The sequence below is a fragment of the Agrobacterium sp. SORGH_AS_0440 genome, from assembly GCF_031453135.1.
Lineage (GTDB): Bacteria > Pseudomonadota > Alphaproteobacteria > Rhizobiales > Rhizobiaceae > Agrobacterium > Agrobacterium pusense.
On record NZ_JAVIYR010000001.1, the window covers coordinates 1146911 to 1169979 of the forward strand.

General features: G+C 60.3%; 24 protein-coding genes, 1 tRNA gene and 1 pseudogene. 11 read left to right on the forward strand and 15 right to left on the reverse strand.

The window, feature by feature from the left end; all coding sequences use genetic code 11:
• Positions 1 to 118 precede the first annotated feature (118 nt).
• On the forward strand, positions 119 to 559 hold the full coding sequence (locus QE453_RS05260; protein ID WP_108081745.1) for a DoxX family protein: 441 nt from the start codon (positions 119 to 121) through the stop codon (positions 557 to 559).
• On the forward strand, positions 556 to 2154 hold the full coding sequence (locus QE453_RS05265) for an MFS transporter (protein WP_006700134.1): 1599 nt from the start codon (positions 556 to 558) through the stop codon (positions 2152 to 2154). Before QE453_RS05260 ends, QE453_RS05265 begins: the two co-directional genes overlap by 4 nt.
• Positions 2155 to 2203: 49 nt before the next feature.
• Here the strand turns inward: QE453_RS05265 and QE453_RS05270 are convergent, their stop codons facing one another.
• Both QE453_RS05270 and QE453_RS05275 read right to left on the reverse strand, forming a co-directional pair.
• Positions 2204 to 2986 (reverse strand): pyrroline-5-carboxylate reductase, encoded by a 783-nt coding sequence (locus tag QE453_RS05270; protein WP_112637360.1) that lies wholly within the window; start codon positions 2984 to 2986, stop codon positions 2204 to 2206.
• 119 nt (positions 2987 to 3105) lie between these two features.
• The gene (locus QE453_RS05275; protein WP_244455895.1) at positions 3106 to 3957 is read right to left on the reverse strand and encodes a LysR family transcriptional regulator; all 852 of its coding nucleotides are present in this window, start codon (positions 3955 to 3957) and stop codon (positions 3106 to 3108) included.
• 129 nt (positions 3958 to 4086) lie between these two features.
• Here QE453_RS05275 and QE453_RS05280 point away from each other — a divergent pair, with 129 nt between their 5' ends.
• Complete coding sequence (locus QE453_RS05280) at positions 4087 to 5607, forward strand: MFS transporter (protein WP_279873047.1); 1521 nt, start codon at positions 4087 to 4089, stop codon at positions 5605 to 5607.
• 8 nt (positions 5608 to 5615) lie between these two features.
• Here QE453_RS05280 and QE453_RS05285 read toward each other — a convergent pair whose 3' ends face one another.
• On the reverse strand, positions 5616 to 6773 hold the full coding sequence (locus tag QE453_RS05285) for an ATP-binding protein (RefSeq protein WP_108081742.1): 1158 nt from the start codon (positions 6771 to 6773) through the stop codon (positions 5616 to 5618).
• A complete protein-coding gene (locus QE453_RS05290; protein ID WP_004437520.1) occupies positions 6770 to 7468 on the reverse strand; it encodes a response regulator in 699 nt (232 codons plus the stop codon). Before QE453_RS05290 ends, QE453_RS05285 begins: the two co-directional genes overlap by 4 nt.
• Positions 7469 to 7766: 298 nt before the next feature.
• Between QE453_RS05290 and QE453_RS05295 the strand changes: the two genes are divergently transcribed.
• On the forward strand, positions 7767 to 8477 hold the full coding sequence (locus QE453_RS05295) for a phosphatase PAP2 family protein (protein WP_234826110.1): 711 nt from the start codon (positions 7767 to 7769) through the stop codon (positions 8475 to 8477).
• Positions 8478 to 8563: 86 nt separating this feature from the next.
• Here the strand turns inward: QE453_RS05295 and QE453_RS05300 are convergent, their stop codons facing one another.
• The 7 genes from QE453_RS05300 to QE453_RS05330 all read right to left on the reverse strand — a co-directional run bounded on the left by QE453_RS05300 (position 8564) and on the right by QE453_RS05330 (position 13689).
• Positions 8564 to 8848: a copper-binding protein gene (locus QE453_RS05300; protein ID WP_044459511.1), complete on the reverse strand. Its 285-nt coding sequence runs from the start codon at positions 8846 to 8848 to the stop codon at positions 8564 to 8566.
• Positions 8849 to 8871: 23 nt separating this feature from the next.
• Entirely contained in the window at positions 8872 to 9348 is a 477-nt protein-coding gene (locus QE453_RS05305) for a plastocyanin/azurin family copper-binding protein (RefSeq protein ID WP_004437529.1), read from the reverse strand.
• Between the two features lie 35 nt (positions 9349 to 9383).
• Entirely contained in the window at positions 9384 to 10733 is a 1350-nt protein-coding gene (locus QE453_RS05310; protein WP_004437532.1) for a multicopper oxidase family protein, read from the reverse strand.
• 14 nt (positions 10734 to 10747) lie between these two features.
• Positions 10748 to 12226: a TolC family protein gene (locus QE453_RS05315; RefSeq protein ID WP_108081740.1), complete on the reverse strand. Its 1479-nt coding sequence runs from the start codon at positions 12224 to 12226 to the stop codon at positions 10748 to 10750.
• Positions 12223 to 12453, reverse strand: coding sequence for a hypothetical protein (locus QE453_RS05320; protein WP_004437539.1), 231 nt, complete (start codon positions 12451 to 12453; stop codon positions 12223 to 12225). The genes QE453_RS05315 and QE453_RS05320 overlap by 4 nt, the downstream gene beginning before the upstream one ends.
• 87 nt (positions 12454 to 12540) lie before the next feature.
• Complete coding sequence (locus QE453_RS05325) at positions 12541 to 12969, reverse strand: hypothetical protein (protein ID WP_034500252.1); 429 nt, start codon at positions 12967 to 12969, stop codon at positions 12541 to 12543.
• A gap of 273 nt (positions 12970 to 13242) precedes the next feature.
• The gene (locus QE453_RS05330; protein WP_004437544.1) at positions 13243 to 13689 is read right to left on the reverse strand and encodes an acetyltransferase; all 447 of its coding nucleotides are present in this window, start codon (positions 13687 to 13689) and stop codon (positions 13243 to 13245) included.
• 231 nt (positions 13690 to 13920) lie between these two features.
• On the opposite strand from QE453_RS05330, the pseudogene bioB reads away from it, so the two are divergent.
• The 5 genes and pseudogenes from bioB to QE453_RS05355 all read left to right on the forward strand — a co-directional run bounded on the left by bioB (position 13921) and on the right by QE453_RS05355 (position 19031).
• A pseudogene (gene bioB, locus QE453_RS05335) lies at positions 13921 to 14941 on the forward strand (biotin synthase BioB).
• Positions 14938 to 16083 carry an 8-amino-7-oxononanoate synthase gene (locus tag QE453_RS05340; protein ID WP_279873038.1) on the forward strand — a complete coding sequence of 382 codons (1146 nt, stop codon included), beginning with the start codon at positions 14938 to 14940 and terminating at the stop codon, positions 16081 to 16083. The pseudogene bioB and the gene QE453_RS05340 overlap by 4 nt, the downstream one beginning before the upstream one ends.
• Positions 16080 to 16718, forward strand: coding sequence for a dethiobiotin synthase (bioD, locus tag QE453_RS05345; RefSeq protein ID WP_279873036.1), 639 nt, complete (start codon positions 16080 to 16082; stop codon positions 16716 to 16718). Before QE453_RS05340 ends, bioD begins: the two co-directional genes overlap by 4 nt.
• Positions 16715 to 18007, forward strand: coding sequence for an adenosylmethionine--8-amino-7-oxononanoate transaminase (locus tag QE453_RS05350; protein ID WP_279873034.1), 1293 nt, complete (start codon positions 16715 to 16717; stop codon positions 18005 to 18007). The genes bioD and QE453_RS05350 overlap by 4 nt, the downstream gene beginning before the upstream one ends.
• A gap of 37 nt (positions 18008 to 18044) precedes the next feature.
• Positions 18045 to 19031, forward strand: coding sequence for a beta-ketoacyl-ACP synthase III (locus tag QE453_RS05355; RefSeq protein ID WP_279873100.1), 987 nt, complete (start codon positions 18045 to 18047; stop codon positions 19029 to 19031).
• A 14-nt stretch (positions 19032 to 19045) separates the two neighbouring features.
• Here QE453_RS05355 and QE453_RS05360 read toward each other — a convergent pair whose 3' ends face one another.
• Together QE453_RS05360 and QE453_RS05365 are read right to left on the reverse strand one after the other, a co-directional pair.
• Positions 19046 to 19939: a DMT family transporter gene (locus tag QE453_RS05360; protein WP_142187109.1), complete on the reverse strand. Its 894-nt coding sequence runs from the start codon at positions 19937 to 19939 to the stop codon at positions 19046 to 19048.
• Positions 19940 to 19969: 30 nt separating this feature from the next.
• Positions 19970 to 20383, reverse strand: coding sequence for a 4-oxalocrotonate tautomerase family protein (locus QE453_RS05365; protein ID WP_142187111.1), 414 nt, complete (start codon positions 20381 to 20383; stop codon positions 19970 to 19972).
• Between the two features lie 90 nt (positions 20384 to 20473).
• Here QE453_RS05365 and QE453_RS05370 point away from each other — a divergent pair, with 90 nt between their 5' ends.
• Positions 20474 to 21316: a LysR family transcriptional regulator gene (locus QE453_RS05370; RefSeq protein ID WP_022563397.1), complete on the forward strand. Its 843-nt coding sequence runs from the start codon at positions 20474 to 20476 to the stop codon at positions 21314 to 21316.
• A gap of 58 nt (positions 21317 to 21374) precedes the next feature.
• Here QE453_RS05370 and QE453_RS05375 read toward each other — a convergent pair.
• Together QE453_RS05375 and QE453_RS05380 are read right to left on the reverse strand one after the other, a co-directional pair.
• A tRNA-Gln gene (locus QE453_RS05375) sits at positions 21375 to 21448 on the reverse strand.
• Positions 21449 to 21570: 122 nt separating this feature from the next.
• Positions 21571 to 22008: an Lrp/AsnC family transcriptional regulator gene (locus tag QE453_RS05380; RefSeq protein WP_035207623.1), complete on the reverse strand. Its 438-nt coding sequence runs from the start codon at positions 22006 to 22008 to the stop codon at positions 21571 to 21573.
• Positions 22009 to 22138: 130 nt separating this feature from the next.
• Here QE453_RS05380 and rocF point away from each other — a divergent pair, with 130 nt between their 5' ends.
• On the forward strand, positions 22139 to 23059 hold the full coding sequence (gene rocF, locus QE453_RS05385; protein ID WP_006698143.1) for an arginase: 921 nt from the start codon (positions 22139 to 22141) through the stop codon (positions 23057 to 23059).
• Positions 23060 to 23069 lie beyond the last annotated feature (10 nt).

Genomic DNA, 23069 nt, shown 5'->3' on the forward strand with positions numbered 1-23069 from the left:
ATTACGCAATTATATCGAAACTATTGATGCAATTGTTGGCGGTAATCCTTTGCGCCAATATCGCTCCATCAGATGAACGCCAGCGCCGCTCGAACCGAACGGCCAGTAGGAGCACATTATGACTGAGCCGTCTTCAACCCTTCGCCTTCGGGTCTTCCTTGCGGATATCGTTGCCGCACCCGCCACAAAAACCCTTGCGCTTCTGGCGCTTTGCTCGGCCTATATTCAGGGACCGCTGACGAAGATTTTCGACTTTCCAGGGGCGATTGCCGAGATGAACCATTTTGGCCTTCAGCCGGCGGTCGCATTCGCCGTCGTCGTCATCCTGTTCGAACTCACCGCCTCCGCTCTGGTCGTGTCGGGCTTCCTGCGCTGGGCCGGAGCTCTGGCACTGGCGGGCTTCACTCTTGTCGCCACCTTCATCGCTCTCCGCTTCTGGGAAATGGCGCCGGGCATGGACCGCATGATGGCCACCAATGCCTTCTTTGAACATCTAGGTCTCGCTGGCGCATTTGTCGTCGTCGCTGCAATCGATCTCACGAAAGGAACGGGCAAATGAGCGCCGCAAAATCCTCCGCAAGCAGTTTTGCTCCGCTTGCACAACCGGTCTTCGCCGTCCTCTGGGCCGCGACGGTGCTGGGCAATACCGGCAGCTTCATGCGTGATGTCGCGAGTTCATGGTTGATGACCGATCTTTCGGCCTCTCCGGCGGCTGTCGCCATGGTGCAGGCCGCTGGAACCCTGCCGATCTTTCTTCTGGCGATCCCGGCCGGCGTGCTGACCGATATTCTCGACCGCCGCAAGTTCCTGATCGCGGTTCAGCTGTTGCTGGCCTCTGTCAGCGTCACCCTCATGGTTCTTGCGCACACCGGCCTTTTGTCCGTCAGCGCCCTGATCGGTCTCACCTTCCTCGGCGGTATCGGTGCGGCGCTGATGGGACCGACCTGGCAGGCCATCGTGCCGGAGCTGGTGAAGCGCGAGGATATCAAGAGCGCCGTGGCTCTGAACTCGCTCGGCATCAATATCGCCCGTTCCATCGGTCCGGCTGCTGGCGGCATCCTGCTTGCGGCCTTCGGCGCGGCATTTACCTATGGCGCCGATGTCGCCAGTTACTTCGTCGTCATCGCCGCCCTTTTGTGGTGGCCGCGGGTAAAGAACGCTGACGATGCGCTGGCCGAAGGTTTCCTCGGCGCTTTCCGGGCGGGCCTTCGTTACACCCGTGCCAGCAAGCCGCTTCATGTCGTGCTGCTGCGGGCCGCGATCTTCTTCGCTTTCGCCAGCGCCGTCTGGGCGCTGCTGCCCCTGGTTGCCCGGCAATTGCTCGGCGGAGACGCCAGCTTCTACGGTATTCTGCTCGGTGCTGTCGGCGCTGGCGCCATCGGCGGCGCGCTGGTCATGCCGAAGCTGCGCGAACGTTTCGATGCAGATGCCCTGCTTCTCGGTGCTGCCGTCATTACCGCACTCGTCATGGCCGCGCTTTCACTCGCACCGCCGAAGTGGCTTGCCATCATCGTCCTGCTGTTCCTCGGGGGCGCATGGATCACCGCTCTGACGACGCTGAACGGGGCCGCCCAGGCAGTTCTGCCAAACTGGGTGCGTGGCCGTGGCCTTGCTGTCTATCTCACCGTCTTCAACGGCGCGATGACGGCCGGCAGCCTTGGCTGGGGTGCTGTTGGTGAAGCCACAGGTGTGCCGGGTGCATTGCTGATCGGTGCTGCGGGACTGCTGGTTGCGGGCCTTGTCATGCACCGCCTGAAACTGCCTGCGGGTGATGCGGATATGGTGCCATCCAACCATTGGCCGGAACCGCTCGTTGCCGAGCCGGTGGCCCATGATCGCGGCCCGGTTCTGATCCTGATCGAATATAACGTCGAAAAGCATCATCGCTCCGCTTTCCTGCATGCACTCGACGAGCTTTCCCAGGAACGTCGCCGCGATGGCGCCTATGGCTGGGGTGTCACGGAAGACTCCGCCGACCCGCAGAAGATCGTCGAATGGTTCATGGTGGAATCCTGGGCGGAACATCTTCGCCAGCACAAGCGGGTTTCCAATGCCGATGCAGATTTGCAGGGCAAGGTGCTGGCTTATCATTCCGGGCTGGAAAAGCCTGTCGTGCGCCACTTCCTGACGATCAACCGTCCGGGCAAGGCATAAACACAAGGGGCCGAAAGGCCCCTTTTTGCTCCTACCGTTGCACCGGCTGCTATCGCGCAATCCGCTCGAGCACGCGGCTCAATGCATCTTTCAAGGCCTTTGAACCGCCTTTGCCATCGAAGTCTTTGAGCACCTGTTCGTTGAGGCCGCCTTTGGTGGCGAATTCACGGCTGATCTCGTTAAAATCCGCCTTGCTTCCGGCCAACACCGCCACCTCGGAGAGGCCGCCAAAGAGGGGTGCAAGATAGGCGCGCGCCTTTTCTTCCGGCAGTCCGTTTTCGGCCAACCATTCCGTTGCCGTCTGCATGATGCCGAAATAAGTAGCCATCAGAGCGCTTCCGGCGGCCAGAAGGTCGTATTCGGCCTTGGTCTCGCATTCCACCGCATTACCGAGCACGTTGAAGATTGCTGCCGTGTCCCTATCGGCGGGATAAATGGCGGTGACGCCTTTGCGGCGGGCGACGAAGGGCAACGGGATCGCCTGGGTGAAATGTACATCCGCATCGATCCAGTCGAGAAGGGCTTCCCGGCTGGTCGCAGCCACGACGCTGATGACTTTCTGTTCGTCCCTGAACCGTAGCGGCCGGATGACCTCCTCGGCGATCTGGGGACGGATTGCCAGCATGACGGTATCGCAGCCATCGACGATCGCCTGATTGTCGCTTGAGACGATCACCTGCGAAAAATCGGCAGCCAGTTCAGCCGAAACATCCGCGCTGCGCTGGGACACCATGACATGTGGTACGGCGGCGGGTGTCGCAAGCAGGCCGCGTACCATCGCGTCGGTGATGGCGCCTGTTCCGATAAAACCGATTTTTTGGGGCAGGGACATGAATACTCCACTGTGGCGGCTGGATCGAGAGATGGTCGGTCCTTCCAGTTTGGCGCGATGCTAGATTTTCCACCGGTAAATGTCGACAGGCGGTCGGGCCATCTGTGACGCCACGGCACTTAGGTCGGCCGATGCTCGCGAAAAGCGGCAGCGAGCGTTCGCAACGCCTCACGCGATCTGCTGTCCGTCAGGGTCGAGAACATGATGATTTCGGTGGAAGGCAGGGAAGGCAGCCCAAAACGCTGGCTCACCTCCACGGTGTCGGGTGGGGCAAGACGGGAGGAGAAGGCGGAAATCGCAAGTCCCGCCGAAACGGCCGCGGTTACCATGGACGATGTGCCGCCGAGGAAGACCTCCGTCCAGGCTATGCCAGCCCCGTCCAGGGCGCGGGTGGCTATATCACGCACGCCACAGGCGGGAGACAGTGCCGCAAGCCGCAACGGTTCACCCTGACGATGTTCGAATTGCGGGGTTGCATACCAGCCGAAATGCTCCGGTCCGAGAACCTCGCCGTCGCGCCGGTCGTCCTCGCGTCTGATGATGGCCGCATCGATTTCCCCACGGTCGAACGCGTCGAGCAGGGAGCGCGAATGGTCCATCCGAACTTCAATCGTCAGGCCCGGATCATGGTCGTTGAGGCGGGCCAGAAGGGTTGGCACCTCCGGTCCTGCCACGTGGGCGGCAATGCCGAGGCCAAAACGACGGCGCGGTGAGGAAAGGCCTGCCAATGCGCGATCGTGTGCGGCGAGAAATTCGCGGGCGGGCGCCAAAAACACTGCACCCTGCGCGGATAGCCGTACCGAACGCGGTGTGCGTTCGAGCAGCCGCTGGCCTAGCCTGTCTTCCAATCGCTTGAGCTTGACGCTGATCGCGCCCTGGGTGGTGCCGAGCGCTTCGGCCGCGCGGGTGAAGCTCTGCATATCGGCGATCGTAACGAAGGCTTCGACGGCTTCCACATCCAGCGTGCTCATGTCGGCTATTCCAATTTGTTGTCTCTGAAATAGCCAATCATCCAATTCAGTTATGGTCAAGCTTTGTCTAGCCTGTCGCCTCCGTAGATCGGTTTCACAGTTGCGAGCCGAGCCAAGAAAGGCTGAAGAATGACCCTTGCTATTACCGAACAAACGGGCAGCAGAAGCGCCATGGCGCTCGCTGCCGTTTGTCTCTCCGCTCTTATGTTCGGACTGGAAATCTCCAGCGTTCCGGCGATCCTGCCGACACTGGAACAGGTACTGCACGCGGATTTCCGGCAACTCCAGTGGATCATGAATGCCTATACCATCGGCGTGACCATGGTGCTGATGGCAACCGGTGCGCTGGCCGACCGCTTCGGCCGTAAACGTGTCTTTATTGCCAGTATTGCTGCCTTTGCCCTGTCTTCCCTTGCCTGCGGAATGACGCAGAATGTTCCGGTGCTGATCGGCGCGCGCTTCTTTCAGGGCTTGAGCGGAGGAGCGATGCTGGTGTGCCAGATCGCCATTCTGTCGCACCAGTTCCGTACGGCGCGGGAGCGCGGCATGGCCTTCGGCTGGTGGGGCATCATCTCGGGCGTTGGGCTCGGTTTCGGCCCGATCATCGGTGGTGCCATTGTTGCGCTGTGGAGCTGGGAATGGGTTTTCCTCGTTCACGTAGCGCTCGCCATCGTGACCTGGCTGCTTGCTTCGGGCGGTGTGAGAGAATCGCGTGACCCGGAGGCGGCACGTCTGGATATAGCCGGCATGGCCACACTTTCGCTGTCGGTTTTTTGCCTTGCCTTTTTCATCACACAGGGACCCGAGCTTGGTTTTGCGAGCCCGGCGGCGCTTCTGATCCTTGGCGCCTCGGCTGCGAGCTTCATTGCCTTCCTGATTGCCGAAAAGCTTAGTTCAAGACCGATGTTCGACTTCTCAGTGTTCCGCATCCGGCCTTTTTCCGGGGCGATCATCGGTTCAGCGGCGATGAATATCAGCTTCTGGCCGTTCATGATCTATCTGCCGATCTGGTTTCAGGCTGGCCTCGGTTATGACAGCGTCACCGCCGGGCTTGGCCTGCTTGCCTATACGTTGCCAGCCTTGGTGGTCCCGCCTCTGGCTGAACGCCTGTCGCTGCGCTACCAACCCCGCCTCGTCATTCCGGCAGGACTGTTCACCATCGGCCTCGGCTTCATGCTGATGAAGCTGGGAAGCGGTATCGAAGAGGCGAACTGGGTTACAATGCTGCCCGGCTGCATCCTCGCCGGAATGGGGCTCGGACTTACCAATACCCCCGTTACCAACACGACCACGGGCGCGGTTTCGCCCGCCCGTTCGGGCATGGCTTCGGGCATCGACATGAGCGCACGCATGATCTCGCTTGCCATCAACATTCCGATCATGGGCTTTATTCTGGTCGAGGGCGTGGGGGCGTCGCTTCGGGCGAACCTGCCGATCGCGCCCGATGTGTCTCATGTGCAGTCGCTGGCGGAAAAGATCGCCGCGGGAACTGCTGGCGCCTCGGCGCAGGGCGTTTCGGAAGAGCTTGTCCACCGGGCGCTTGCGGATGGGTTCGGCCTGGTCATGCTCTATGCCGGCATCAGTGTATGGCTACTCGCCGCCATCAGCTTCATGATCTTCGGGCCGGCGCGAAAGCCTGCCCATGACTAGGGTGGAGTTCAGGATGCCTCCCGGAAAATGACGGTCACGATCGTTCCGCCGTCCGGGCGCGCCTTTATCTGCAGATCGCTGTCATGCGCCTGTGCGATTGCGCGGGCAATGGACAGGCCGAGACCTGTCCCGCCGGTCTTACGCGCGCGTGACGGTTCCATGCGCCAGAAGAGTTCGATGCCGTGCGCCTCGACGCCGGCGGGGAAGCCCGGCCCCTTATCCTCGATCGAGACGAAGGCGCGCCCGTCCTGAAGCCCGGTCGAGCAACGCATAAATCCGCCGCTCGCCGCGTAGCGGCGCACATTGTCCATCAGGATCAGCAGCAGCTGCCGAAGGCGTTGACGGTCGCCGCAAACTGATGCTGCCTCCAGCGACATATCGAGATCAATGCCTGCTTCGTTCATGAGCGGCCGTGCCGCCTCCGCCACGGCCGCGCATTCGGCGGCAAGATCAAGTGGCTCGGTGTCTTTGACGAGGCTGTTGGTTTCGGCCAGAGAAAGCGTGCGCAAATCATCCACGAGCCGTGCCAGCCCCTCCACATGGACGATGAGGTGGCGAATGGCTTCCTTGTCGAGGGGAAAGAGATCATCGGCAATGCCGTGCAAACGGCCCTGCAGGATCGTGAGCGGGGTGCGCAGTTCATGGGCTACCGCCATCGTGTTGAACTTCAACCGGTGCTCCATCATCTGAAGTTCCCGGACCAAGCTCTCGAAACTGTCGACGAGAAATGCGACCTCTGCGATGTGGCTCCCCTTGATCTCTGCTCCTCCGCTGAAGTTGCCGGTCGCCATGCGCCGCGCTGCATCGGCAAGTTCGCCGAGAGGTGCCGCAATGCGCCGAGAGATGAAGTAACCAAGCAAGCTGCAGAGAAAGACACCGAGCAATCCGAAAATGAACACGGATTTGATAAGCTCGTTATCGGCCTCGTCCTCGAGGCCCGGCAAAACCCTGACAAGGGCCTCAAGCTGACGCTGGTCCGGCATCACACCCCGGTCTATATCCGAGAAGGCCCTGGAGGCATCCGGCGATAGCTGGGCGATCATGCGCTCCTGAATATTGTCGGCATACCAGGAAACGCCGAAATAGACCAACGCAACCGCAAAGATGAGCATTGTAGTGATCGTGATCGCCGTCATCGTCCGCAGGCGGAGCCGCCAAGGCTTCATGGTTTTTGCTCCCCTGCCAGCCGATAACCGATGCTGCGCACCGAGACGAGATAACCGCAGGCGCCATGGTCCGTCAGTTTTTTGCGCAGATTGGCGATGTGTGTGTCGATGGTGCGCGCCAGCGCATCGCTTTCCGGCAGGCAGGCGTCAAGAATATCGGCACGCTGAAAGGCGTGGGTGGGACGACGCGCCATATGGGCGAGGATCCTGAACTCGCTAAGCGTGAGCGGCAGAACGGCCCGCTGACCGTCGTTGCAGACGGCTGCGACATAGGCTTCGGTGTCCACCTCAATGGGCCCGAAGCGTAAAACCCCGCCAGAGCCCGGTTGCCGCGTGCGTTTCAGCACGGCATTCACCCGCGCGATCAATTCATGCGGATTGAAAGGTTTGACGATGTAGTCGTCAGCGCCGAGGCGAAGGCCCGTCAGCTTGTCCATGTCCTCGGCGAGAGATGTGACCATGATGACAGGCGTCTCCCGTTCCCGCCGGATGCGGTTCAAAACCTCGATGCCGTCGAATTTCGGCAGGCGAATGTCGAGGAGAACCAGATCAGGTCTCAACATGGAGAAATGGGTCAGCGCCGTTTCTCCGTCGCTGGCTCTGACGGTTCTGTATCCTTCGCGAACGAGATAGGCGTCCAGGATCTGAATAATATCGGGGTCGTCTTCGACGATTAGAATTAGTCCTTTGTCCATACTCAATCCACAAATTTACTGGTGTCGGCCGTGGCGGCGCCGGGACGCTAAGCGGATGCGGAACATCGGGCAAGAGCCGCTGTGCCTGAATGAATCCCACCGGCACTCCTTTCCATACACTCTTGTGTCTTTCTCCGCAGAGCCTTGACATTTCTGCGGAAGAGAACTGGCCATGCACCAGTCTCTCACCCATAAAACCCACCCCAAAAAGCGGCGTTTGACCCAACGGTCGAAATTTCGTGTCAACTTTATTTCTGTCGTTCGTCAGGCATTTGCGCGTGCCTCCTGCAGTCCCTTTGTGCTGGCTCTTCTGGTCGCCCTTGCGATGATGATTGTCTTTACGATCAGGCCGGATATCGATCTTGGAGTAAGCCGGCAATTCTGGGCGGAAGGTTTCACACTCGGCGAGGACGAGTTCCTGATTTCCGTCCGCGATCTGAACCGCAGGCTTCCCTGGGTCTTGCTGTCCGGACTTGTGTGCATGCTTGTCGTAATGCCCTTCTCGCGCGGCTTGCCACGGCTTTTTCCACCACACAGACTGCTGCTTATTATCGTCTTTTTTGCTCTGGGACCGGGCGCTGCGGTGCATGCCCTGAAAAACCTGTTCGGCAGGGCAAGGCCGCGGCATCTCGCAGAGTTCGGGGGAGAGCTGGTTTTTACACCGGTTCTTTCCCTCGGTGGCAGCTGCACCCGAAACTGCTCTTTTCCTTCCGGTGAAAGCGCTTCCGCAATCGCCCTTCTGGCCTTCATCATTCTCCTGCCAGAGAAATTTCGCCTGATCGGCACCGCAATATTGACGCCGTTCATCGTGATTTTCTCCCTGAACAGGGTGGCGATGGGAGCTCATTTCCTCTCGGATGTCCTGATTGCATGGCCTTTGATGTTTGCGGTATTTCTTCTGCTCCATCGGCCGTTCATCAACAATCGGCGTGCGATCGACGCGACTTTTTCGCGCAAGAGCGATGGTGCGCGGCGCTCCGCCGAAACAAGACCGTTTGCCGAACAATAACGCCCGTCGGGCATCCGACCGCTAATATCAAAAGGGCAGCGGAAACCGCTGCCCCTTCCGTTTCTTCTGCGCAGATGATGGCAGCCTTATTTCACCTTTGCGACGACAAGCTTGCCGTCGGCGCGTTCGGCGATGAACTCGATATTGGCGCCTTCCTTGAGCTTTTCGAGCATCGCATCGTCCTTGACGCGGAACACCATGGTCATGGCTGGCATGTCGAGGTTCTTCAGTTCTTCATGGATGATGGTGACCTTCTTGGCGGCAGCATCGACTTTCTTGACTGTTCCCTTGGTGAATTCCTCTGCAAATGCGCTGAATGGAGCGGTGAGTAGAAGTGCGGCTGCGACGGTGATCTTAATGATGGTCTTCATGGTGAGATTCCTTCGGTCGTGGGTTACTTGGCGGACACTTTGAGATCGCCGCGCATGCCGGCCTCGTAATGTCCGGGTTTCAGGCAGGCGAATTCGAACATGCCGTCATTGGTGAATTTCCAGATGATTTCGCCGCTTTCTCCCGGCGCGAGGGTGATAGCGTTCGGGTTGTCGTGTTCCATCTCCGGCGCCTTGGCCATTGCAGCCTTGTGCTCCAGATTGGCTTTCTGCTCGTCCATGATGAATTCATGGTCCAGCTCGCCGGCATTCTTGACAGCGAAGCGAACGGTCTTGCCCTTCTTGAATTCGAATTTGGCGGGTGTGAACAGCATCTTGCCATCGGGTGTCTCTTTCATCGTCACCTGAATGGTCTGGGTCACCTTTGCCTTGTCGCCCGGTTCGCCCACCGCCATCGCTTCATGGCCGCCGCCGTGGGTGCCGGATGCGAGCGCTGGCGTGGCAAGAGTGGTGAGAAGCAGTGCAATTTTCAGTCTGGTCATGTCATTGTTCCTTGGTTTGTAAGGGTGGGTCATATTCAGCCGTGTTTCATCGGATGCGGCGTGATCTGCGTTTTGGGGTCGGTGTTCTTTTGGCTGTCCGGCAATTCGCCGGTCCACTCCCAGGCCTGCGTGCCGGGCGGATTTTCGTACCAGCCGGGGTCTGCGTAGTCGCCCGCGGAAATGCCTTCGCGAACCTTCACGACAGAGAACATTCCGCCCATTTCGATCGGGCCGTGCGGGCCCCACCCCGTCATCATCGGAACGGTATTTTCGGGGATTTCCATTTCCATCGCGCCCATGTCGGCCATGCCGGCGGTGCCCATCGGCATATATTCCGGCCGGACCTTGCGGATCTTTTCGGTGACGCTTTTTTTGTCGACGCCGATGAAGGTGGGGACGTCATGTCCCATGGCGTTCATCGTATGGTGTGACTTGTGGCAATGGATCGCCCAGTCGCCGACATATTTGGCGTCGAATTCATAAGCCCGCATGGCGCCGACGGGAATATCGATGCTGACCTCCGGCCAGCGCGCCTCCGGCCGCACCCAGCCGCCATCCGTGCAGGTCACCTCGAAATCGTAACCGTGCATGTGGATCGGATGGTTGGTCATGGTCAGGTTACCGACGCGCACGCGCACCCGGTCGTCCCTGGAAACCACCAGCGGATCGATGCCCGGAAACACCCGGCTGTTCCATGCCCAAAGATTGAAATCCGTCATCGTCATGATTTTGGGGACGGAGGTGCCGGGATTGATGTCGAAGGCGTTGAGCAGGAACACAAAATCGCGGTCCACCGGCATGAAGGTGGGGTCCTTCGGATGGACAACGAAGAAGCCCATCATGCCCATCGCCATCTGCACCATCTCGTCCGAATGTGGGTGGTACATGAAGGTGCCCGACTTCAAGAGGTCGAACTCGTAGACGAAGGTCTTGCCGACGGGGATATGCGGCTGCGACAGTCCACCCACCCCGTCCATGCCCGATGGCAGGATCATGCCGTGCCAGTGGATCGTCGTATGTTCCGGCAGCTTGTTGGTAACAAAAATGCGCACCCTGTCGCCTTCCACGGCCTCGATGGTGGGGCCCGGTGACTGGCCGTTGTAACCCCATAGACGGGCAGTCATGCCCTCGGCCATTTCGCGTTCCACCGGCTCGGCGACAAGGTGGAATTCCTTGACGCCATTGTTCATCCGGAAGGGCAGGGTCCAGCCATTCAAGGTGACGACGGGATTATAATCGGGACCGGTGGTGGGCTTTACCGGCGCCTGCGTTGCCGCCGTTTCCATCACTGCCGCTTCCGGCAGGCTGCTGTTGGAGGTTTTCGCCCAGGCCGCCGAGGAGACCATCGCGGCGCTGACGCCCAGAAGTTGTCTTCTATTGAACATGGTCTTTCCCTTTCTCAATGTCCGCCACCACCGCCGCCGGAAGCGGCGGCAACCTCGGTCTCTCCGCCAGACGCGCCTGCGCCGCCGCCATAAATGGCGGGAGCGAGGCCGGCTTCGGCGAGCCAGAAGTCGCGTTTGGCATCGATGGCCAGCAGGTTCGAATTGACCTTCTCGCGGCTGTCGGCCAGCAGCTCGAACGTGTTGGTGAGCATGCCGTTATAGGTCAGCAGCGACTCTTCCTCGATCTTGGTGCGCAGGGGCACCACGCTGTTGCGGTAATGCCGGGCGATATCGTAATTCGAGCGATAGGCCTGATAGGCCGAGCGGGCCTCCGAGCGGATATTGACCGCCTTTTCCGCCAGCAGATTGGCTGCACGCATATAAGCGAGCTCGGATTCCCGCATGCGCGCCTGGCCGGAATCGAAGATCGGAATGACGAATTCCAGTTCCGCGTTGCCGGTCGTCTGTTTGTGCTTTTCGCCGTCTTCCAGCTCGCGCTCGGTCTCGAAACCGGAGCGCAACTCGAGATCGGTGACATAGCGGGTGGCTTCCGTGAGCTTGAAGGAGCGCGCAGTCGCCTCAAGATCGAGTTTTGCCATCTGCAGATCGACGCGGCGTTGCAGCGCCTCCGCCTCGATCATGTCACGCTTGGCGAGTGTTTTTGGAAGCTGCGGCAGGCGGTTGGGAATGGCGTATTCGATATCCGCTCCCCATAGACCCATCAGCCGCGTCAGTTCTTCCTTGGCAAGGCGGGCTTCAAGCCGCGCCTTGGCGATCTGGCCCGTCAACTCGGCATAAAACACCTGCTCGCGGGCCTGGCCTTCCTTATTGAGCGAGCCCGCCTCGCCAAGCTTCTTGGCGAGTTCAGAGGCGGCGTCCGCCGCGGTCTGCGCCTGCGCCAGTTGGCCGACATTTTCGAGGGCGGCAACGGCGTTGATCCATGCCCGGCGCGTATCTGCCGCCAGTTGCAGCGTTTTCAGCGCGGCGGCAAGCTGCGCCTTGCGGAAGTTGGTATCGGCAATCGCCACGTTCTGCTTGAGGGTGGCGAGTGCCAGGATATTGGTGACGACCACGCCCTCGATTGACTTATAGGCCCTGAGGCCGGGGGTGCCGATCCCCGTCAGCCCGATGCCGACCCGCGGATTGACCAGCATAGTCGATTGCCAGGCGGTGGCAGCGGCTTCCCCCAGATCGGCATAGGCCGCCTGCAGGCCCTTGTTGTTCAGCAGCGCAACCTGTACGGCGGTTTCGGCATCAAGGACCTTGCTGGCCGCCATCAGCGTTTTGACGCGGGCCTGTGCTGCCTGCGCTTCGACCCGGTTCTGCACCCAAATGGCCTGTTTGCCGGTCGCTTCCGATGTCTTTGCCGAAACATTGATGAACCCAGCATCCGACGCCGCATATTGTGCGGCCGAGACACAGCCACTGAGAAAAAGCGGCATGGATAGAACGGCTGCCAGTTTTGCGCCGAGTTTGAATGCACGTGGTGTCATGATGCGTCTCCTTTTGGAGCCTGCGCATCGTTCTGGTCACGCCAGGGTTTGGGATCGACCGGCATGCGGGCCGTGTAAGCCGAGACCGGGCTTTGGTAGCGGAGGGGGGCGACGGCAAGCGTCGGGTTTGCCGCGTCGTCATAGGAGGCGGCGTCATTCATCATCGATGTGGCTGTGCAGCCGCCCAGAAGCAGGGGCGCCGCAACCACAATATAAATTGGGTTCATGGGTCGTTTCCGAACAGGAGATGTAACGGCGTAGCGGCGTTACAGCCGCTCACGCACGGTCATTGCCCAAAGGCGGGCTTTGCCTGTTCAGATATTCGGGGGGCGGTGAAGAAGCGGGGTCTGCCCCAGCGCCTTGCTGTCGTCGAGGAAGGAGCGGATGCCGCTGACGACGGGCGTGCCGACTGTGCCATGATCGATCAGAACCGCCATGCCGAGACAGAAATCGCCGCAGCATTGTGGCTTCGCGGTTTTTTTGACACCACCGTCCTCGTCGGACATTCCCTGCAGGTCCTGGACGCCGTGGCGACCATGAGTGTCAGACATCATCGCCGAGCCGCCATGATCCATCATCTTGCCGTGATCCATCGTGGCGGATTGAGCGTGTTGCATTCCGCCGGCGTCGGGACCATGCATTGCGGCATTCACGGTGGAAACGCTGTAGCCGGCCAGTGATAGGATCATCACCAGTCTAAACATAAGGGCCAGCAATTTCGATGCTCGCAACGTTTCACGCATGGCCTTTAGAAAAGCCGCTGTCCCGTGATTTGTCAATGGATATGGTTCATAACCATTGGTGAAAACCTTGACGTGAAGCTGATCGCCCATCCGATTTCATGCGAAAGACCACAGCCTGATGCGGCCCTTTCGCTGACGATGCGATGCGGGTAATATCGGCCTCGGCGATGAATTCGGGAGGAGGCAGCGCAAAGCGGCTCCGTCGCAGAAAATGCGGGCTCGGAAATGGATCATGGTGTGCATGGCACTGTCATCCCCCGCGCCGCCGGCGGTCTATTCTTCCGTCGGGCGAAATCGAAGATGGATGAGCGGATAGGGCCGCCCCTGTCCGTCGAGATCGGAGCGTCCCGTCGGCTTGAAGCCCAGCCGGCGATAAAAGCCCAGTGCTTCGCCGTTTTGCTCGTTAACGTCGGTTGTCAGTGCCGGGTGAAGCGCAAGCGCACTTTCCACCAGGGCCTTGCCGATGCCTTTGCCGTGATGGTCCGGATCGATGAACAGCGCCTCCAGATGGCCTTCATGCAGAAACATGAAACCCAGGGCGCGGTCTGTTTCGTCGACGGCAAGCGTCAACGGCGCCTGCGGCAAAAATGCCCTGACTTCGTCGCCGATCGCAACGCGATCCTGCGGAAGTAGAAAGCCATGGGTTGCGTCAACGGCCCTGCTCCATATGTCGAGGATGCGCGCCGCGTCGCCATTGGTGGAGGTGCGAAGTGATATCATTCCCGAGCTTTAGCAATTCGGACGGTTTCGCGCCATGGGCCTGCTCGATCTTTTCGTGCGCAAATATGTGGGGAATTGCCACCCTCGAAATGCGGCCTGTCTGTCCCGATCGATCCTGTCTGCCTTTCGCGTCGAAAAAAACTCTCAAGAAAAAAGTGCTTGCAAAACGCCATCGGAAAAAAATAGATAAAAACAAGTTCTATCTATTTATTTAAGGATCGAGGGTGACGTATGGATCAGATGGCACTACGGACTGACGAAAACCCGGCTGCTTTGAGCGATACTGAAACGAATTCCGCCGTTGAAGAGGCAAAAATTATCTATAATTTACCCTTTAACGATCTTCTGTTTCGAGCGCAGCAGGTGCACCGGCGTCATTTCGATGCCAATGCAATCCAGATGAGCCGGCTTCTTTCGATCAACAACGGGCGGCTGCCCCGAAGATTGCAGTTACTGCAGTCAGTCCGCCCGAAATCCGACCGGTCTGAAGGCTTCCAAACTCATGGAAGTCGAGCGGGTGCTGGCGGAGGCGCGCAAGGCAAAAGAAGGTGGGGCGACGCGTTATTGCATGGGCGCGGCCTGGCGTAATCCCAAGGAGCGCGACATGGAGGCTATTGTCGCCATGGTTGAAGGCGTGAAGGCGCTTGGCATGGAAACCTGCATGACGCTTGGCATGCTGACGCCGGAGCAATCCGAGCGGCTGGCCGATGCCGGGCTGGACTATTACAATCATAACGTTGATACGTCAGAGCGGTTTTATTCCGAGATCACTACGACCCGCACCTTCGAGGACCGGCTGGCGACGCTCGCCAATGTCCGCGATGCCGGCATCAAAGTCTGTGCCGGCGGCATTCTCGGCATGGGGGAGACGGTCGAAGACCGGATTTCGATGCTGGTGACGCTCGCCAACCTTCCGGCTCCGCCGGAAAGCGTTCCGATCAACATGCTGATCCCGATCCCAGGCTCGAAACTGGCCAATGCCGATCCTGTCGATCCGATCGAATTCGTCCGCACCATCGCGCTTGCCCGCATCCTGATGCCGCGTTCGCATGTAAGGCTTTCCGCCGGGCGTACCGAGATGAGCGATGAGACGCAGGCGCTCTGTTTCCTGGCCGGCGCCAATTCCATCTTCATCGGCGAAACGCTGCTGACGGCGGATAACCCGGGGGAAGATCACGATACGGCGCTCTTCCGCCGACTCGGCCTCAAGCCAATGGAATTGCCGCCTGTGGAAGCAGGAGGCTGCCGGTGAACCTTGCGGCGCTCTCCCCCTATGAGGCGAAGCTTGCCGGCCTCAGCCGCAAATCGCGGCTTCGTGCGCTTGCACCGCGCGAGGGGGTCGATTTCACTTCGAACGATTATCTCGGCCTTGCCGAAGCGCCGCGCCTGAAGGCGGCAATCGTTGATGCCATGGCAAGAGGCGTGCCGGTGGGCGCCGGTGGCTCGCGATTGCTGCGTGGCAATCACCCCGAACACGAGGCGTTGGAAGCGGAAGCGGCGGCGTTCTTCGGGGCCGAAAAAGCGATCTATCTCAGCAGCGGTTTTGCTTCCAATGTCGCGCTTTTTTCCACCCTGCCGCTGCGGAACGATCTTGTCCTACATGATGCCCTTATCCATGCCAGCGTGCATGATGGCATTGCGGCGGGAAAGGCCAAGGCGGTGGCTGTGTCGCATAATGAGGTCGAGGCATTCGAGCGGGAAATAATCCGCTGGCGGCAGGCGGGCGGTAAGGGGCGACCATGGATCGCTGTCGAAAGCCTTTATTCCATGGATGGCGATTGCGCGCCGCTCGCGGCGCTTGCCGATCTTGCCGAACGGCATGGTGGTTTTCTGGTTGTCGATGAAGCCCATGCCACCGGCGTCTTCGGCCCCGGTGGGCGTGGACTTGCTGCGGCACTGGAAGGCCGTGGCAATGTGGTGGCGCTTCACACCTGCGGCAAGGCGCTCGGGGCCTCCGGCGCGCTTTTGAACCTGCCTGCGGTTCTTGCCGATTACCTCGTCAACCGCGCCCGCGGGTTCATCTATTCCACCGCCCCTTCGCCGCTGATGGCGGCGGCGGTGCGGGAAGGCCTGCGCGTCGTCGCGGACGAACCCTGGCGGCGGTCGCGACTGGCAGAACTGGTCAGTTTTACCGGCGAGGAGTTGCAGCGCCAACTCGGCGTGACGCCAAGCGGTTCACAGATCCTTCCGGTGATGATCGGCGACAATGCACGCTCGCTGAAGATTGCCGCGCGGCTGCGGCAAGGGGGCTTCGATGTGCGGGCGATCCGTCCGCCGACCGTGCCGGAAGGCACGGCGCGGCTGCGCATCGCCATCACGCTCAATGTGGAGGAAAGCCAGATTGCGGCCATGATCGGGTTGCTTGCCCTCTCGTTGCGGGAGCATGCAGCATGAGCCCCCGTTTTGTCATCTCTGGCACCGATACCGGCATCGGCAAGACGGTTTTTGCTGCAGCGCTCACCCATGCCCTCAAGGCTCATTACTGGAAGCCCATACAGTCAGGGCTTGAGGAAGAAACCGACAGCGAGACGGTGGTAAGGCTTGCCGGCGTCGCGCCTACGCGCATCCTGCCGGAAGCCTATCGGTTGAAGACGCCTGCCTCGCCGCATCTTTCCGCGCGTCTCGACAATGTCACGATCGATCCCGCATTTTTACAGCCGCCGCGGCTGGATGGGCCGCTTGTCATCGAAGGGGCAGGCGGACTTCTGGTACCGCTGACGGAGAGCGTGCTCTTCGTCGATATCTTCGCACGCTGGCAAATTCCGCTCATCCTGTGCGCCAGAACCGCGCTCGGCACCATCAACCACACGCTGCTGTCGCTCGAGGCGCTGCGGCGACGCGCCATTCCGGTGCAGGGTGTGGTTTTCATCGGTGATGAAGACAGGGAAAACCAGCGCGTTATTTCGAATATCGGCGCGGTGCGCCCGCTCGGCCGGTTGCCACGCCTGCCGAATCTGACCAGCGACGCGCTGCATCAGGCCTTCGCCCAACACTTCAATCTCGCTGATTTTCTGGAGGCACCGGAATGAGCCGTTCCCCGGTCTGGCATCCCTTTACTCAGCATGGGCTGGAACCGCCGATGAAACATGTGCTCTCGGCGCAAGGGGCGTTTCTGGTGGATGAGGATGACAATCGCCTGTTCGACGCCATTTCATCCTGGTGGGTCACCACCCACGGGCACCGGCATCCGGCAATCATGGCGGCCATCCGTGCCGCGACCGAAACCCTGGATCAGGTTATTTTCGCCGAGTTTTCCCATGAACCGGCCGAGACGTTAGCCCGGGGGTTGATCGAGCTTGCACCTGCCGGACTAAGCCATGTGTTTTATTCCGACAGCGGCTCGACGGCGGTGGAGGTGGCGCTGAAAATGGCGCTCGGTTATTTCCACAATCGCGGTGAAAAGCGCGATCGTATCGTGGTGATGGAGCATGGCTATCATGGTGATACGATCGGCACCATGTCGACAGGCGAGCGCGGTGTGTTCAATGCCGCCTATGAGCCGCTGCTTTTCGGCGTCGACCGTCTGGCCTTCCCGGAGGCGGACAGCGAGCAGCGCACACTGGATATGTTCGAGGTCTATTGCCGCTCGGGCCGCATTGCCGCCCTGCTGATCGAACCCCTGGTGCTCGGAGCCGGCGGCATGAAGATCTATGGCGCCCATGTTCTTGCCGGGCTGAAACAGATAGCCGAACGCCACGGCTGCCTCGTCATCGCCGATGAGGTGATGACCGGTTGGGGCAGGACCGGAACCCTGTTTGCCTGCGAGCAGGCGGCAATTTCGCCGGATATTCTCTGCACCTCCAAGGGGCTCACAGGCGGTTCCCTGCCGCTGGCGGCAACGCTGTGCAGCGCAATGATTTTCGATGCGCATTTTTCGACCGACCGTCGCAAAACCTTTTTCCATTCGAGCTCCTATACGGCCAATCCGATCGCCTGCGCCGCTGCCGTCGCCAATCTCCAGGTCTGGCGGGATGAACCGGCTCTCCAGCGCATCGGGCAGGTGCAACAGGCGCTGGGCGATAATATCAGGCGATTTGCAGATGATGGCCGTTTCGCCAATCTCCGGCAGGCGGGCACCATCGCCGCGCTCGATCTTGTGGTGCCGGCTGGGGGGTATCTTTCCGCAGCGGGGCCACGCATGCGCCAGTTGTTTCGCGAGCGCGGTTTCCTCATCCGCCCGCTCGGCAACGTACTTTACCTGATGCCGCCCTATTGTTCGACGCCTGACGACCTGACACGCGCCTTTGACGTCATTGATGAGGTTGCCGGGATCGTTACTCAGGCTGCACCGGTAAATTCGCGCGCCGCCGGGAGCTAGGAATGGAGATGCCAGGACCGTTGCGAAAGTCATGACAATGCAGACACGCTCTTCCCGTATGGCTGGTTTCGGCCATGCCGTTCCTGCCCGTTGCGTCGGCAATGCCGAAATAGAAGCCAACCTCGGGTTGGAGGCCGGCTGGATCGAGCGGCGCACCGGCATTCGCTCCCGTTATTGGGCAGAGAAGGACGACACGCTGAGTGGCCTTGCGGAAAAGGCGGGCCGGATGGCGCTGGCGGATGCCAAGATCGATCCCGATAACATTGCGCTTACGCTGCTTGCCACCTCCACGCCGGACCATCTTCTGCCGCCTTCCGCGCCGCTGCTGGCACACAGGCTCGGTTTGACGCGCTCCGGTGCGATCGATCTTGCTGGCGCCTGTTCCGGTTTTCTTTATGCGCTCACCCTCGCGGATGGTTTTGTCCGTACCAATGGCCGCGCCGTCCTTGTTGTCGCGGCCAATATTCTCAGCCGTCGCATCAATCCGGCGGAAAGGGCGAGCGCCGTCCTGTTTGCCGATGCCGCCGGCGCTGTGGTGCTCACCCCTTGCCCTGAGGCGAAACGCGGGCTGTTGTCGGCCGATCTCGTTGCCGATGGAAGCGGTTACGATCTCATCCGGATTTCGGCAGGCGGCAGCAGCCGGCCCTTTTGCGCTGATATGTCCGCCGAAGATGCCCTGATGACGATGCGCGATGGCCGGGAGGTTTTCTCCCGCGCCGTGGCGCTGATGAGCGAGACCTCACAGCGCGTGCTGGAAGAGGCGGAACTGACCGCAGCCGATATCGGCCGTTTCGTACCGCACCAGGCCAATGCCCGCATGTTTGATGCCGTCTGTGGCAATCTTGGTATCGAGCGGGGAAAGACGGTTCGCACCATAGAAAGCTTCGGCAATTCGTCCGCCGCCACCATCCCGCTTTCGCTGTCCATGACCAACAGCGGACGACCTTTCGCGAGCGGCGAAAATCTGCTTCTGACGGCAGCCGGCGCGGGCATGACGGGCGGAGCGGTTGTTTATCGCATCTAACCCCGCGGCGGCCTTCAGCGCCAGAACACGAGCGCCATGCCGATAACGACAAGAGCGGCTCCCACCCACGCACCAGATGCGGGCCGCTCCCCGGTTCTGAGCCAGAGCAATGGCAGGATGATGACCGGCGTGGTGGCCGAAAGTGTGGAGACAATGCCGACCTTTCCGCCAGAAAGCGCAAACAGCAGCAGCGTCATGCCGAAGCCGAGCGCGATCGTGCCGGTCAGCGCCGTCTGGAGGAAAATGCTGCCCGTCAATGGCCCCTTGGGTTTTACGGCCCTGATGGGGAGCATTGTCAAGATCGTAAGGCAGATTGCGGCGACGCCCACCCGCAGCATGGATGCGGCGATGGGATCGACACCTGCTGCCATCACGGGCCTCGCGATCAGCGAGCCAACGGCTTGGCTGAGAGCTGCGAGAAGGCCGACGAGGACGCCGAGCCAGAGCGGTCCCTTCACGCTTTCCCATGCGTGCAGCTGCGACTTGCGCTTGCCGAAAAGGATGGCCAGCAGAACGCCCGCAATGGTGAGGCCTATACCGCCTATGGCTGTCACGGAAAGCTGTTCCCCGAGAACAGCCCAGCCAAGCACGGCGGCGATGGGAGCGTTGAGCGCAAACAGGATTCCCGAGCGGCGTGGCCCCAGCCGGTTGAGGCAGGTGAAAAGCAGCGTGTCGCCAACGAAGATGCCGATGAAGCCGGAAAGCAACAGCGCCCACAGCGCATCCGGTTGCAGGTCCCGCCAGGTTCCTGATGCGAGGACGTATAGACCGAGCACCGAGGCGACAAAAAGCTGCCTTGTCCTGTTGAAGGCAAGCGCGCCAAGATGCCCCGCCGGGCGGGCGGCGAGCAGCCCCGTTATCGCCCAGCAGGTTGCAGCGCCCACGGCGGCCAGTTCATAGAGTACCATCTCGTTCCACAGCTCCGCGGGCTTTTCTTATTAACCCGCCCCCATCATGCGCTTACGCGCCCACCGCAGGTTCTGCGTTTGCCCGCCATAACCATAGGTGTCGCCATCCACGGCGTGAACCAGCACATAGCTTGCTTCGTGCACGGGGCCAAGCAGCCTGTTCATCTCTTCATAAACACGGCGTACCCATTCGGTCGTCTCGTCCTTGATGTTTGTGTGATCGGTAATCGAAACCTCGACATAAAATGTGCCGACCTTCTGTTCGGCGACGCTCGATCCGGCAATGATCCAGTCGGCGGGATCGGCACTTTCGACGAGAACGGCGGTAACCGCCGGGTCTTTGTGCAGGATGTCCGCAGTCAACCGGGACAGGAGAGCGGCGATTTCCAGCTTCGGATCGTCAGCGTCTTGAGGTTTGGTGTAGCGGGTTTTGATCATGGGCATGGTGTTTCTCCTTGTTGCCGAAAACCACCTTGCGTAAATTTCATCATAATGAGAAGATAATGAATACTATTCTATTCATAGCGATTTTATATGATTGACCTTGAAAGCGTCCGCCTCTTCATTTTCGCCGTTGAACTGGGCAGCCTGACTAGGGCGGCCGAGGCTGCGGGAACCGTGCAGCCCGTCGTCAGCCAGAAGCTGAAGATGCTGGAGCAGCGTCTCGGCAGACGGTTGATCGACCGCTCTCCACGCCACCTTCGGCTGACGGAGGATGGGCAGGTGTTTCTGCCGAAGGCCCGCGAGCTGCTGGCCAAACATGAGGATGCGCTGAACTTCAGTGACGAGCCACCGTTGCACTTTGCACTGGCGGCCAGCGATCACGCGATCGGGACCCGCCTTTCGGCGGCGATAAGAGCAATGCGCGCGTCGCTGCCGGCTAATGCTGTGATTGATGTGACCTTGGGTTTTTCCCGGCAGGTGAAGGAAAACTTCGCTTCCGGACTGGCCGATGCCGCAATCATCCGTCGCAATGGCGGCGGGTCCGATGGCGAAGTGCTACGCACCGACAGGCTGGGATGGCGAGTGGCCCCGGACTGGCGACCGCGCACCAACAGCGCCGTTCCGCTCGTCTCTCTTGGGGCGGGGTGTGGTGTCCGGGATATTGCGATAGCCGAGCTCGGAAAGGCTGGCGTCGCCTGGCGCGATGCATTCACCGCTGGAAGCTGTTCTGCGCTTCTGGAAGGAGTGCTTGCCGGCGCAGGCATCGCAGCCCTCGGCGAGATCAGCGCGCGAGGCTTGCCGGATCGCGGCCCCGAGCTGGGCCTGCCACCGTTGCCAATCTCTGACATCGTGCTTCTTTCCCGCGCGCGTACACCGGCCCACGCCTCAGCCATCAGGGCGCTCGCCGCCGCGATATCGGCCGCGGGCGAGTAGCGTCGGAATGATATCCGCTACGAGACAAAAATCGAGGATGTAAAGGGAGTTAAGGTGTTGGCTGGGGAACCTGGATTCGAACCAAGATCGACGGAGTCAGAGTCCGCTGTTCTACCATTGAACTATTCCCCAAAAGCCTGAAACGCGTTGTCGCGTTCGCTTTGGTGGGTCGTCATATAGATGATTTATTCCGGGGCGCAAGTCGAAAAAATCGAAAAATGCGTTTTATCCTGCTTTTGCCTTTCGTCTCTGTGTCAAAGCCTTGCGCGGGTGGAACGCGGGGTGGAGAGCAGCAGGCTGGTCTCGCTGCCGGTAATCCCGGGCACGAGGCGGATGCGGCGGAGCACGGCGTCGAAATCGCTAAGTGTCGCGGCATTCAGTTCCACGATCAGATCCCAGCGGCCGTTGGTGGTGTGGATTTCGGAGATTTCCGGAAAGCCGCCGAGCGTGCGGATGACGCGGTCCGTCACATGGCCTTCGATCTCGATCATCATGATGCCGCGGATTGCGGCTTCAACGGCGTCGGCGCGCAGGATAACGGTATAACCGATGATCGTACCGTCATTTTCCATTCTTTCGATGCGCGAGCGAACCGTCGCGCGCGAGGTTTCAGTCTCCACGGCCAGGTCGGAGATGCTGCGCCGGCCATTATGCCGCAGAAGGGTGATGAGGCGTTCGTCGAGTTTGTCCATGCCTGCCATTTCGATAAAATGATTTTACCAAAACGGTAGCTTATTTCGATAATATTGCCAATCTTTGATGTTCGTTCTGCCATGTCTCCGTGGTCTAGTGGAGTTATCGGTCGGGAAAATGAGGACGGGAATGGATATCAGGCTTGTTGGTGCGCCGTTGCAGATCGGGGCCGGGCAATTGGGATGCGAAATGGGGCCGAGCGCCTATCGCGTGGCGGGGCTTGCCCATGCCCTCGAAGAACTGGGGCATCGGGTGGTGGATACGGGCAATGTGACGCCCGCGCCGCTTCGGGAATTTTGCCATCCGAATCCTGCCGTACACCATCTTTCCGAGACAGTGGCCTGGACAGAGGCGCTGACGGAAGCGGCCTATCGCGAAAGCGCGGACGCCGTGCCGATCTTCCTCGGCGGCGACCATGCGATTTCGGCGGGGACGGTTGCCGGCATGGCGCGCCGCGTGGCTGAGACGGGTCGGCCATTCTTCGTCCTCTGGCTCGATGCTCATACAGATTATCATACCCTTGAAACCACACGCAGCGGCAATCTGCATGGCACGCCGGTCGCCTATTTCAGCGGGCGTGACGGTTTTTCCGGTTATTTCCCGCCGCTTTCCCATGCTGTTCCGGAAGAGAATATCGGCATGATCGGCATCCGCAGCGTCGACCCTGCCGAGAGGGCCGCTCTGGAAAAAAGCGGCATCACCGTTCACGACATGCGTTCGATTGACGAGCATGGCGTTGCCGTGCTGCTGCGTGAATTCCTGGCGCGGGTTCAGGCGGCAAACGGGCTTTTGCATGTCAGCCTCGATGTCGATTTTCTGGAGCCGTCCATCGCGCCGGCTGTCGGCACCACCGTTCCGGGCGGCGCGACATTCCGCGAAGCCCATCTTGTCATGGAGATGCTGCATGACAGCGGGCTGGTCTGCAGCCTCGATCTCGTGGAACTCAATCCGTTTCTCGATGAGCGCGGCAGGACCGCGACGCTGATGGTGGATCTTGCCACCAGCCTGATGGGCAAGCGGGTCATGGACCGCCCGACGCGGGCCGGCTGAAAGGGGTGAT

What these genes read in the sequence shown, in the direction of transcription:
- rocF (WP_006698143.1), top strand. Translation starts at nt 22,139, where the DNA reads ATGGATATCAGGCTTGTTGGTGCGCCGTTGCAGATCGGGGCCGGGCAA.
- QE453_RS05350 (WP_279873034.1), top strand. Translation starts at nt 16,715, where the DNA reads ATGAGCCGTTCCCCGGTCTGGCATCCCTTTACTCAGCATGGGCTGGAA.
- QE453_RS05370 (WP_022563397.1), top strand. Translation starts at nt 20,474, where the DNA reads ATGATTGACCTTGAAAGCGTCCGCCTCTTCATTTTCGCCGTTGAACTG.
- QE453_RS05280 (WP_279873047.1), top strand. Translation starts at nt 4,087, where the DNA reads ATGACCCTTGCTATTACCGAACAAACGGGCAGCAGAAGCGCCATGGCG.
- QE453_RS05315 (WP_108081740.1), bottom strand. Translation starts at nt 12,226, where the DNA reads ATGACACCACGTGCATTCAAACTCGGCGCAAAACTGGCAGCCGTTCTA.
- QE453_RS05310 (WP_004437532.1), bottom strand. Translation starts at nt 10,733, where the DNA reads ATGTTCAATAGAAGACAACTTCTGGGCGTCAGCGCCGCGATGGTCTCC.
- QE453_RS05330 (WP_004437544.1), bottom strand. Translation starts at nt 13,689, where the DNA reads ATGATATCACTTCGCACCTCCACCAATGGCGACGCGGCGCGCATCCTC.
- QE453_RS05300 (WP_044459511.1), bottom strand. Translation starts at nt 8,848, where the DNA reads ATGAAGACCATCATTAAGATCACCGTCGCAGCCGCACTTCTACTCACC.
- QE453_RS05360 (WP_142187109.1), bottom strand. Translation starts at nt 19,939, where the DNA reads ATGGTACTCTATGAACTGGCCGCCGTGGGCGCTGCAACCTGCTGGGCG.
- QE453_RS05305 (WP_004437529.1), bottom strand. Translation starts at nt 9,348, where the DNA reads ATGACCAGACTGAAAATTGCACTGCTTCTCACCACTCTTGCCACGCCA.
- QE453_RS05320 (WP_004437539.1), bottom strand. Translation starts at nt 12,453, where the DNA reads ATGAACCCAATTTATATTGTGGTTGCGGCGCCCCTGCTTCTGGGCGGC.
- QE453_RS05285 (WP_108081742.1), bottom strand. Translation starts at nt 6,773, where the DNA reads ATGAAGCCTTGGCGGCTCCGCCTGCGGACGATGACGGCGATCACGATC.
- QE453_RS05325 (WP_034500252.1), bottom strand. Translation starts at nt 12,969, where the DNA reads ATGCGTGAAACGTTGCGAGCATCGAAATTGCTGGCCCTTATGTTTAGA.
- QE453_RS05380 (WP_035207623.1), bottom strand. Translation starts at nt 22,008, where the DNA reads ATGGACAAACTCGACGAACGCCTCATCACCCTTCTGCGGCATAATGGC.
- QE453_RS05265 (WP_006700134.1), top strand. Translation starts at nt 556, where the DNA reads ATGAGCGCCGCAAAATCCTCCGCAAGCAGTTTTGCTCCGCTTGCACAA.
- QE453_RS05260 (WP_108081745.1), top strand. Translation starts at nt 119, where the DNA reads ATGACTGAGCCGTCTTCAACCCTTCGCCTTCGGGTCTTCCTTGCGGAT.
- QE453_RS05365 (WP_142187111.1), bottom strand. Translation starts at nt 20,383, where the DNA reads ATGCCCATGATCAAAACCCGCTACACCAAACCTCAAGACGCTGACGAT.
- QE453_RS05270 (WP_112637360.1), bottom strand. Translation starts at nt 2,986, where the DNA reads ATGTCCCTGCCCCAAAAAATCGGTTTTATCGGAACAGGCGCCATCACC.
- QE453_RS05290 (WP_004437520.1), bottom strand. Translation starts at nt 7,468, where the DNA reads ATGGACAAAGGACTAATTCTAATCGTCGAAGACGACCCCGATATTATT.
- bioD (WP_279873036.1), top strand. Translation starts at nt 16,080, where the DNA reads ATGAGCCCCCGTTTTGTCATCTCTGGCACCGATACCGGCATCGGCAAG.
- QE453_RS05275 (WP_244455895.1), bottom strand. Translation starts at nt 3,957, where the DNA reads ATGAGCACGCTGGATGTGGAAGCCGTCGAAGCCTTCGTTACGATCGCC.
- QE453_RS05355 (WP_279873100.1), top strand. Translation starts at nt 18,045, where the DNA reads ATGCAGACACGCTCTTCCCGTATGGCTGGTTTCGGCCATGCCGTTCCT.